Raw genomic sequence first — 11,079 nt, forward strand, 5'->3', positions numbered from 1 at the left:
TTTATCGCTATCTGTATCCGTTTCAGGAAGACCCCCTGCTGTGGGTGCATCTGAAGACCGATTATCCGTTCCTATTGAATGGGATTCTCTATTTCCCTAAGCTGAAGCCGGATGTAGATGTGACCAAGGGTCATATCAAGCTATTCTGTAATCAGGTCTTTGTCAGCGACAACTGTGAAGAAGTTATTCCCAACTTCCTCATGCCCTTGCGTGGGGTGATTGATAGTCCCGACATCCCCATCAATGTGTCCCGTTCCGCCCTGACTAATGACCGGACGGTGCGCCGGATTGCCGATTTCATTGCCAAGAAAATTGCTGACCGCCTCAACCAACTGTATACTGAGCAACGCCAAGACTATCTCCGCTGCTGGCAAGATGTGGGGACTTTTGTCAAGTTTGGGGCGCTGAATAACGACAAGTTCAAAAAGCAAGTTGAGGATATCATTATCTATCGCACCACCTATTCTGGGGAGTCAGGGAGTAAACCGGAGACGCCGGAGGTAGAAGTGCAGTCGCAAGAGGACGATGCTTGGCAAGAGGTGAGTTCAGGGGAAGTGAATCAGGATGAGCAAGGGCGAACCTATACGACGCTGAAGGAGTATTTAGACCGCAACAAAGCCAAGCACGAGAACCACGTCTTCTACTGCACTGATGAAGCCGCCCAAGCCACTTATGTGGAACTGCACAAGAATCAGGGGTTAGAAGTCCTGTATATGGACTCGTTTATCGACACCCACTTTATCAGTTTCCTGGAACAGGAATATTCGGATGTCAAGTTTTCGCGGGTGGACTCCGAGTTAGATAATACCCTGGTTGACCAAGACAAGGCGGCGGATATCGTTGACCCCAAAACCAATAAGACTCGTAGTGAACTGATTAAGGAGTTGTTTGAGCAGGCGATAAACAAGCCTAAGGTGAATGTGAAAACCCAGGCGCTGAAATCCGATGACCCCCAAGGGACACCCCCAGCTATGGTACTGTTACCAGAAGCCATGCGACGGTTGCAAGATATGACCGCCCTATTGCAGCAGCAAGCGGCGCAGTTTCCGGAGGAGCATATTTTAGTGGTGAATACCGCGCATCCCTTGATTGAGAACTTAGTCGAGATTAGTCAGGGGAGTATTGTTCAAGGGGTGGGTCAATCCCCTAGTGGGGAACTTGCCAATCAAATTTGTCAACACGTCTATGATTTGGCATTAATGGCGCAACGGGGCTTTGACGCCCAAGGAATGAAGGCGTTTGTGGAGCGGTCGAATCAGGTGTTGACCCGGTTAACCGAGCGTTAGACACCCGTAGGGGCGCACCGACGTGCGCCCTTTATCAACGTGATGTGCGCCCTGCACTGACGTCTTAGGTGTCAACTTAAGCTAGAACCCCCTCTCCCCCAGCCCCTCTCCCACCGGGGGAGAGGGGAGCAAGAGGGCAGTCGTGTTCCAGACGTAATCGACTACGTATTTTTGGAAGCGGTTCTGTTGCCTGTTGCCTGTTGCCTATTCCCTGTTGCCTGTTGCCTGTTGCCTGTTGCCTATTCCCTGTTCCCTGTTCCCTAACGAATGACCGAGATATGATGGAGTACGGACTATATATAATCAGAGGCTAATCATGTCACGCAAATGTCAACTCACCGGGAAAAAAGCAAACAACGCCTACGCTATCTCCCACTCCCACCGCCGCACCAAAAAACTCCAAGAAGCCAATCTGCAATCAAAGCGCGTCTGGTGGCAAGAAGGCAATCGCTGGGTGAAGCTGAGACTCTCAACTAAGGCGATTAAAACCCTAGATAAGAAGGGACTGCAAGCCATGGCGAATGAAGCAGGAATTAACTTAAATAATTACTAATGTGCAGGGGTGCAGGGGAGATGAGCCTTGATTTTACCCCTCCCTAACCCTCCCCTTGTCAAGGGGAGGGAACTCATGACCCATAAACAAAAATTATCAGTGAGACTGATATGTTTTCTCTAATCAGTGGGTAAGCTAGGAATAGATAGCTGGCGACTAAAGTATCAGCGTTCCCAGATGGATTGAGTCAATTATACCTTAGACAGAGGTTAATGACTGACATCTCAACATACAGTCTGCATCTCGTCCCATCCGGACAAGCAAAACGAAGCAGAATAAGATAAAGGGTGAGCTTTTGGAGTCTTGGGGAGCGCTAAGTTAACCGTTACGATTGGTGAGGACAAGCCTCATTCATCGGATCATATCGTTAAATATATTATTGAATCTGACAGGAAAATCCCATGTCAACTCCCAAGCAGTACTTCCAGAGTGCCAAAAATCTATTCCAATCGGTTCACCGGCTAGGACGCTCCATCGTCAGAGGAGTGATGAATTGGCTGTTGCGCGTCTTAGTGCGACTAGGGGGACACCCGTCTCGCCTCACTCAAGGCGGGTTTGTCCTACCTACGGTGGTGATGGTAATGCTGGTGGTCATCTTGTTGACAACAGCAATTGTCTTTCGCTCCTTTGACCGAGCCAAAAATGCTAGTAACTTCCGGGTGAATCAAGCGGTACTCAATGCGGCGACTCCAGCCCTTGACCGGGCAACCGCTAAAATTGAACAGATGTTTACAGATCCGCTATTGCCCCGAGGCACGCCTGCCGATGACGCGATAGAGTCGGTCTTTGATCAGGCGAAATATACATTTACAGACGAGACTCAGCTAACGGTTACCGATGGTGGAACGAATCAGCTAGGAACGGCTTGGCGATTTCCGGTAGATACCGACGGCAATGGTCTGTTTGATAGCTTTACACTTTACGGCATTTATTACCGTAGTCCTGCGACTGAAGATGGTAAACCCCAGCAGACTAGATCGTCCTTAGAAGCCAGAACCCCGCCAATGGATGATAGTGCGACTCGCCCCGCTTGTGATGCTCTAGGAACCAGTGCGACTTTAGTCGGAACCAATGGTTGGTATCGAGTGGGCAGTAAGCTGAAGAAGTCGTTCTTTGCTTATGTAGCAACTGTTCCAATCACTGATATAAATGAACTCAATCTTCCTCCAGGTCAGTTTGAAAACTACAGGGGCAATCAAGGCTTTTCTGCTCTAGAGTACCAACGAGACATCGAAAAAATACCTCAGAAGAATAACGCCATCCTTTACGAAGGGGATGTGCAGATGGCAGCCGGGTCTGGCTTCCGCGTCAATGGTCGGATATTTACTAATGGTAACTTGCTAATCAAAGAATTACCACGTAGCAAAACTGAGTTGTTTCAGGTCAGCAGTCGCAATTCCTGTTTCTACGAGGTGGAAAATAGCAAAATTGTTGTGGGTGGAAATTATGGCTATGGCACAATCGTAGACACAAAGAACCCCACGAATAGTCCGATTGACATCCATTTATTTCAAGGCACTAAGGATGGAAACGATCCGGAGATAGGTGAAACCCTGACGACTAAAAATACATCAGTGACGCCAGCGGCTGCTGATATTGCCTATAACAGTGAGGCTTATGAAAGACGGATTGATCAGTTAGTCGAAAAAACCATCGACGACGTTAACACTAGCTTTAGCGTCTCAGGAACTCCGGGAAACCAGAACAATCCAGCGAAAGTTAGCTCAGCTGATCCAGATGAAGTGAAAGAACGGACGGAAAACCTGATCAACAATCCAGCGAATCCCTTAGAAGATGAAAAGGATCAGGAACAAGCCCGTCGGGACGCCCTAGAAATCTATTTTAGAAATCGTACTCGTCGGGTGGCTTATGCTGAAGTTCCCTACGGGACTACGGAAAATATAGCCAGTGTTTCACCGGTGAAAGACGCCGGAGATAATTCCCTGCGCCCACCCAACGATTGGATGTTTCCCTACGATCCCAGTGACGGGAAAAAAGCAGGCGGTTTTAGCGAACTGCCACTTAATCAGTCGGGAGATGGTTTGCTCCCTGAAGCGACTGCCTTTGAAATCCAAGAAGAGGCAGAGAGAGAAAATTTTGTCGGCGATCGCCTGTTAATTGGCAATAACCTGCCAGCGCTTTGGTATGACGAAGAGAGCCAGGATTTTGTTAGCGAGGAACCGCAAGAAATAGAAGGAACGAAATGGGATCAGGGTGAAGGAACCCGGGCGCGTAAGAGTCGAGTGAATGCATTAGATAATCTAGATACTATCGCTCGCGATGGATTCTGGGAAAATGCCGCCGCCGAGATCCCAGAGAAACTGCTGGATGGTGTGGGTGGACTGCGGATTGTCACTGGTGCAGGGGTGTACTTGCCCTATGACGATGACATCAGCACCACTGCCTCACCTGTGGTTTGGCCCGACACCATGCCGATGATTCTGCCTCCCTATGTGGATGCCGCTACCGTCGGGGCACCGAGTTGGCTGCCGGGAGGCACATGGCCTACAGATTTAAATGGTGATGATCGTCCTTACCTAAAGATGCGAGCCACAGCGGTCTACCACTATACCAATCATAAACAAGGGGAAAAACCCAAACCCATTGCCTGCGTTGCTACCTACTATGATCCGACAAATCGGAACACCGCCAGAAATCCGCAACGGCTATTCAGGACAAATACCACGCCTACAGCTCACTTGGTTCTGGTGAACAACACTCTCTATGATTTGAGCAACGAGTTTGTCGGGACACCGAGAGATAAAACTACTCGTCCTGACTCAAATTCGGCTACTGGCGATTATACAGACACGGGCAACTCGTTCAATGGCATCACCTTTAAACCCCCGAGCGAGGATGCTACTGGCACGATGCTCACCCATCTCCGCTATCAAGCGGGGTTAGTCTATCCCAACGGACGCCCAGTCAATCAGCTACTGGCAGATGCCTTAGACAAGGCAAATGAAGATGACAGAACCCTAGCAGAACAAGCGGCGATTGATGCAACCATCTGTGGACTACAAATTTATGGCAAGGTTTCTGATCAAGGCACTTGGGGAGACATTGGTACTCCAACCCCGACCCCAACATCGGGTTACAAAATCCCACACGGCACGATTAAGGAAACTGCATTCCTGGATGCTAGACAGGTGAAGTTAATCGATAAGTTAAATGATGGTAATCCCAACGACAATTTTGATAATTTTGATTTTGAGACAGAACCCCTTTTCAATTTACTCACCAGCCGATACGACCTGCCCATTGAACAGCGTTATCCTCTAGAAGTTCGGGCCACGGTTATCGATTTACAGGAGCTGGTTAACGCAGGTAGAACACCAAGCTTGTTCGGCACCTCCAACGATGAGCGAGAATATATGTTCCCCAACAGTGGCATTATCTACGCGACTCGTGATGATGCCTTGCCAGATGCAAGTAACGATAGCAAACCAGGTGCGGATGATGGTAGTGCAAATGTCAGTCGGACAGACTTCAAGCTCGATCCCACCCGCCGCCCCAGTGGCATCATGTTGATTAATGGCTCAAAACTCGGTCGTCGTGATACCTTTGCCGAAGTGGAAAAAGGTTTGACCTTAGCCAGCAACTTACCTGTCTATGTCAAAGGTGAATTTAACCCCCATAAAAAGGCGGGAACTGATACTATCATTGGCGAGTTTGAAGGACAACAACCCGATAACAACACGCCTGCTAATACGTTTTATAGTCGCGACAATCTTGAGGAACAGTTTGCCTGTCGTAAAGGAGACGAGAGACTTACCCTCTGCACTCAAGGTGATGACTGGCGGGCGGCTTCGATTATCTCTGATGCAGTGACCCTCCTCTCTCACAATTTCCGAGAAGGGGTGCGGGTTGAGGGAGACTATGACCTGAGAAATAACCAACTTGATAACATCGCTAAAACCTTGGAAGCAACCAAGGGCGATACCACTGATCTGCTCGAAACAGAATCGATTCAGCAAAAACGCCTTCACAACGGCTTCTGGAACAATGATTTTGCGATTAATGGCTTGAGTAGTGGTGTCTGGATTCCCCAAGGGTCAATTGTCAAAGAAGACTCAGAAGAAGACTCAGAAGACTCAATCTTACCAGACTTCCCAAATGCAGCGACAGGGGATGTTGAACTCACCGATGCTGTCTATAGCCGAACCGATCCTAATGCTGATGATAAGGCGGTGAACAGTTCCTATTTCAATAACATGGTGACTCCAGTGCAACGACGGGGAGAGTTTCCTGAATATGTGATGGAATACTGTCCTCACATCTTGGTCTCTGATTGTGGACCAGGAGATTGGATCATTAATGACAATAATGGCTTGAAAGCTAGTAATTTTGATGATTTTAGCGGGAATGATAAAAAAGCTAACACCTTGCGAAAAGTTACGAATGGAGTAGAACTGGACGCTGTACCGGGAACCGCAGGCACAACAGCCACAGGTGCAGCACCGGGACTAGAGCGGTATCCCCGGCGGGTTGCATTTAAGCGGGATGGAAACAATAAATTAGAATTAAGACTTCCGGGCGAAAAGTTAATTCCTCTGGGCATTGATGATAAGGGAAATAATGATCCTAGCGACGATATAATCCAGGAATTTCCTCTTCCTCAACTCCCAGCTAGACAGAGTAACGCCCTTTGGTTTGCAACCAACCAAAACAATATTGATGAGCTAAACTTTGGCTACAATCATCCACTGTTAGTGGGTTTGGATGTCGATAACGATGGTAATCTCGATCAAGTTGTCGATGAGCAAGGGAATCCAGAACCCCTTACTGGTTCAACAGGTCAACCTCTCTTACGACCCGTACTCCAACTTCAGTACCCAACCGGAGTCACGGCTCCTTTTCTTCGTCAAGATCAACTCGGCAATCCTGGTCGTGATGATCGTAATTTCGTCAAGCACGCTCGATTCACCCACTGGTTACCCAGAGCTACTGATCTGTCAACGACTGAGACTCCTGGTAGTGTGATCTTTAACGCGGCATTTGCTACAGGTGACACCCCTTCCCGTCCCCCCCATACCAATAACGTCATCACTCCCCTTGAACATCTAGGCGATTTCAATGGTGGTGTTCTTAACCTAGTCCGCTTATTGGAGAACTGGGATTGGAGTCCTCAGGGTTCAGGCGACCCTAGCATTACCACTCAAATCAGTGGTTCGTTGATGCAAATTAAAAATAGTGCTTACGCCACGGGTTCTTATGCCCACTTACCCGAAAACAAAGATACAGCGGAAGATGGAGGACCGTTTAACTATCCACAGATGTATTCAGCTCAAAATACTGAGGGTCGAGTTCCCTTCTTCGAGCCGTCAGCAAGAAATTGGGGGTATGATGTGGGTCTGTTATCTCAATTTCCTGACCTATTTGCCCAACAATTCACCCTTCCTTCCACCGATGAACCCAATCAGTTCTACCGGGAAGTAAGCCGCAATGACCCCTGGGTGCAACGGCTGTTGTGTGGTCAAAATGGTAATGGAGATTTTGCCATCAATGAAACCCAGAGACCGGATTGTTCATAACTAAAAAACTAAGGGACTCAATCCCGCTACCTCGATGTAAATTCAGTAACAGGCAACATCATGATGCTCCCACCTAAACCCAAAAAACTGACTCCCTCAGCGAATCAAGCCGGATTCACGATTATTGAGTCTCTGATGGCGATTATCGTGGTCAGCATCTTGATGATTGCCATCGCCCCCGTCATCGTCCTGTCTGTAGCCACGCGGGTACAGGCGCGGCGGGTAGAAATGGCAACCCAAGCAGCACAAGGTTACATTGATGCTCTGCGAGCGGAGACTATCGATGCTCCCCCGATTAACACAGCCACGGGCAATCCTCCTGAACTTAAAGGCATCATTGATGATCTCAAAGAAATTGATCCGCCGCCAACGGGCAATTTAACTTGTGACGCAAGTCAGTACTGCACTCAACCGACTAGCCCAAATTACCGACTCTACTGTGTAGATGGCAATGGTGGAGGCTGTACCAATGACAATTTCAAAGATATGATCGTTCAAGCTTTTGGTGTCAATACAACCACAATTCCCACAGGCACAAACCTCACTCCACAACAGGTTAATCAACAAAGAGCACAACAAGGCTATCACCTAGGCATTCGGGTCTATCGAGCGGATGCATTTACCAGTGGTAGGACGTTGCAGGCAAGTACGGGAGAAAGAGAGGCTACCTTTACAGGTGGAACCGGTTTGAAACCCAGCCAAAAACCGCTGATTGAACTCACCACTGAAATTGTCACTGGCGGAACAAGCTATAACGACTTCTGTAATCGCGTTGGTTGCAACAACCAAATCGAATTCTGATGAGTCTTAGGAAAACCAAGAATCAGTCTCCACGCAAGAGATATCAGCCCCATGAACACCCTAAAATTTCTCCTCCTTAACCAACTCAAGCACTCTCAGCCAACGCGGAAAACCGCAGGGTTTACGCTGATAGAACTCCTGGTTGCCCTGATTATGGCAGCTCTGATTATTACTCCCGTATTGGGATTTATGATTAATCTCCTACAGACAGACCGTCAAGAGCAAGCCAAATCCACTTCCGAGCAAGAACTGCAAGCAGCTGCAGATTATATTGCTAGAGATTTACAGCAAGCCGTTTATATTTATGATCAACAGGCGCTCAATAATGATCTCGACCTAGATAATCCGGAGAATTCAGGAATTAGGGATCAACTCCCTAGCGTTACCAATGGCACCCCAGTTCTAGTTTTCTGGAAGCGGGAACGGGTTCCAGAAGCTGTTCCCATTGACACCTCAACGAATTGTGCAACAGCCGATCAAGACATTCGAGCGAACAACTGTGATGATACCTTTGTCTACTCATTAGTTGCTTATTACCTGATCACAGCAGATAACCCAACCTGGTCTGACGCCGCGAGAATCGGCAGGTGGGAAATCAGTGACGGAGTGAGACGCCCCCCTTATATCCCAGGTACAAATACATATCTTAACGACAACCAATCTCGAAAAACGAGAGATCAAGGATTCGCGTTATTTAATTTAGGCTTATCGGGTCCTCTACGCGACAAAATGAATCGTTGGGATGGAAGAACTACACCTGCAACCAATAACCCTGATAATGATGATAATGATGAAAATTATAACAACACTCCTCAGGTTTTAGTCGATTACATTGATCACAGCACAACCAATCTTCCCCCACGGCAAAATTGCTCAAGCTTTAACCCCACTGGTTTTACTCCAACTCCTGAAGATCCCGGATGGACACAGGTTCCTGATTACGATCAGGTAGATGCACCGTTTCAAACTAACAGCTTCTATGCTTGCGTCCGCTCCGCGCAAAACATAGCACGAGTCTACCTCAGAGGAAATGCACTAGCCCGGATTCGCTCAGCAGAGGAGGCAAAATATAGCGAAGATGGATCTTCCTACTTCCCCACCGCTTCCATCGAAGTGAAAGGAATTGGCGGCTTATCCAGGGGCAATTAACGATCAACTAAGCGAGAAAACCCATGAGTTTCACCCGGTTCAAATCCCTATATTACTCCCAAAAAGCGCGATCGCGACATCAGCCGTCCTTAAATCAGACCGGCTTCACGCTGATAGAGCTAATTGTCGTGGTTCTAATGATAGCAATTTTGAGTGCGATCGCGGCTCCGGGTTGGCTAGCTTTTGTCAATCGTCAACGGGTGGCGAAGGTGAATGATGCGGTGTTTAGCGCGATGCAGGAAGCGCAACGACAAGCGAAACGGACAAAATATCAATACAGCGTTAGCTTTAAAACCGAAGACAATGTTCCCCAAATTGCGGTTCATCGTCAAGATATTGATCCGGATGATAACAATCTGTGGAAGAGTTTAACCTCAGAAGTAGAAGTGAAGCCGGAATCAGTCTGGGTAGGCACCAATATTAACGGTGAAAATCAAGCAGGGGGTTCGGTATCTCCGATAAATAATACAACACAAACAATTACTTTTGATCAATTTGGCAATATGCCAAAACGTGATCCCGAAACCCAACTGGATGTAGATAATGACAACATTGATGAAGGGTTAACCGTGGTAGTCGCCGTTCCCAATAATAATAATGAACCGATTGAGTCCACCAAACGCTGTACTACTGTCATAACACTTTTGGGTTCAATGCAAACAAATCAAGGAGAAAGTTGTCTTTAAGTAGTTTTTGCCTTCTGTTTTCTTTAGGCTAAATGGACGACGTCTCAAACCGTAAATTTATATTACCGTTTAATACATAAAAATTCATTAGATTAACCTTTTTGACATTCCCCTGTTCAGAGAACGATTCTTATTGCAAAATACTAAAAGGGATTTGCCAGAGGAGCATCCCATTTTTAGAGACTTGTAGCCGATTATTGATCAGGTTTGTAGTAGGCACGAAGCGTGCCTCTACGAACAGAGCAAGATGCTCCCGTTGCGATGAGTAACCTGGTTTGTAGTAGGCACTTTGTTTGTAGTAGGCACGAAGCGTGCCTCCGGTTTTATATAGACAAGGACAGGTTGGGTAAAGGGCGAGCCGATCAAATTGAGTGGATACCGTTGTTGATTTGTGCAAGCGGCTCGCCCCTACACCAGGACTAAAGGTAACAAGCTGCCATTACCCTGATTTTGCGCCTAATCAAAGCGGGTTCTCCCATCGTAGCCTGGAACTCCCCACAGGTAAGTTCAATCAGGGTAATTTGACCATGGGACAAAATAACTCAACTCCAAAACCCGTACCTAGCGCCACGGCTGGATATTCGTTACTCGAAATGATCATCGTTGTTTTGATGATGGGGATAGTAAGTGCGATCGCGGCTCCGGGTTGGCTACACTTTACCAATATACAGCGCTTGAATACAGCCCAATACGAAGTTTACCAAGCGATGCAAGAGGCGAAACGTAACGCTACGCGGGATAAAGTTACCTGGCAAGTCAGTATCCGAGAGGTGGATGAGCAAGTCCAGTGGGCGGTGCATCGGGCTGATTCGGGGTATTCTATCCCCAATACCGTCAATTGGCATAGCCTTGATCCCCATATTCAAGTTTACAAAGACCAAAATGACAAAGACAAATCTGAAACAACGTTATACCAAGACAGTCAGAATGGATTCTGGCGTGTCCAGTTTAATTACAAAGGCAATACCAATGGACAACTGGGACAGATTACACTCATCCCCAAAGATAATAGCCAGATTCAACGGTGTGTCTATGTGTCTACGTTAATTGGCACGTTGCGGATGGGTGAA

General features: G+C 47.5%; 6 protein-coding genes and 1 pseudogene. All 7 read left to right on the plus strand.

The features are described from left to right. Nucleotides 1-1,286 (plus strand): annotated as a pseudogene (locus ACLFWI_RS18310) (molecular chaperone HtpG); the annotation flags it as partial. A 316-nt stretch (nt 1,287-1,602) separates the two neighbouring features. Further along, nucleotides 1,603-1,839 carry a 50S ribosomal protein L28 gene (rpmB, locus tag ACLFWI_RS18315; protein WP_446414103.1) on the plus strand — a complete coding sequence of 79 codons (237 nt, stop codon included), beginning with the start codon at nt 1,603-1,605 and terminating at the stop codon, nt 1,837-1,839. Between the two features lie 401 nt (nt 1,840-2,240). Further along, nucleotides 2,241-7,373, plus strand: a complete 5,133-nt coding sequence (hpsA, locus tag ACLFWI_RS18320; protein ID WP_446414104.1) for a hormogonium polysaccharide biosynthesis protein HpsA — start codon at nt 2,241-2,243, stop codon at nt 7,371-7,373. Between the two features lie 60 nt (nt 7,374-7,433). Continuing rightward, a complete protein-coding gene (gene hpsB / locus ACLFWI_RS18325; RefSeq protein WP_446414105.1) occupies nt 7,434-8,174 on the plus strand; it encodes a hormogonium polysaccharide secretion pseudopilin HpsB in 741 nt (246 codons plus the stop codon). 51 nt (nt 8,175-8,225) lie between these two features. Next, nucleotides 8,226-9,323, plus strand: a complete 1,098-nt coding sequence (gene hpsC, locus ACLFWI_RS18330; RefSeq protein ID WP_446414106.1) for a hormogonium polysaccharide secretion pseudopilin HpsC — start codon at nt 8,226-8,228, stop codon at nt 9,321-9,323. Between the two features lie 23 nt (nt 9,324-9,346). Beyond that, the gene (locus ACLFWI_RS18335; RefSeq protein ID WP_446414107.1) at nt 9,347-10,009 is read left to right on the plus strand and encodes a pilus assembly FimT family protein; all 663 of its coding nucleotides are present in this window, start codon (nt 9,347-9,349) and stop codon (nt 10,007-10,009) included. 371 nt (nt 10,010-10,380) lie between these two features. Continuing rightward, nucleotides 10,381-11,079, plus strand: a 699-nt coding sequence (locus ACLFWI_RS18340; RefSeq protein WP_446414108.1) for a pilus assembly FimT family protein, incomplete at its 3' end; no start/stop codon positions are given.

The sequence above is a fragment of the Coleofasciculus sp. genome (genome assembly GCF_046539235.1).
Lineage (GTDB): Bacteria > Cyanobacteriota > Cyanobacteriia > Cyanobacteriales > Coleofasciculaceae > Coleofasciculus.

What these genes read in the sequence shown, in the direction of transcription:
- rpmB (WP_446414103.1), top strand. Translation starts at nt 1,603, where the DNA reads ATGTCACGCAAATGTCAACTCACCGGGAAAAAAGCAAACAACGCCTAC.
- hpsA (WP_446414104.1), top strand. Translation starts at nt 2,241, where the DNA reads ATGTCAACTCCCAAGCAGTACTTCCAGAGTGCCAAAAATCTATTCCAA.
- hpsB (WP_446414105.1), top strand. Translation starts at nt 7,434, where the DNA reads ATGATGCTCCCACCTAAACCCAAAAAACTGACTCCCTCAGCGAATCAA.
- hpsC (WP_446414106.1), top strand. Translation starts at nt 8,226, where the DNA reads ATGAACACCCTAAAATTTCTCCTCCTTAACCAACTCAAGCACTCTCAG.
- ACLFWI_RS18335 (WP_446414107.1), top strand. Translation starts at nt 9,347, where the DNA reads ATGAGTTTCACCCGGTTCAAATCCCTATATTACTCCCAAAAAGCGCGA.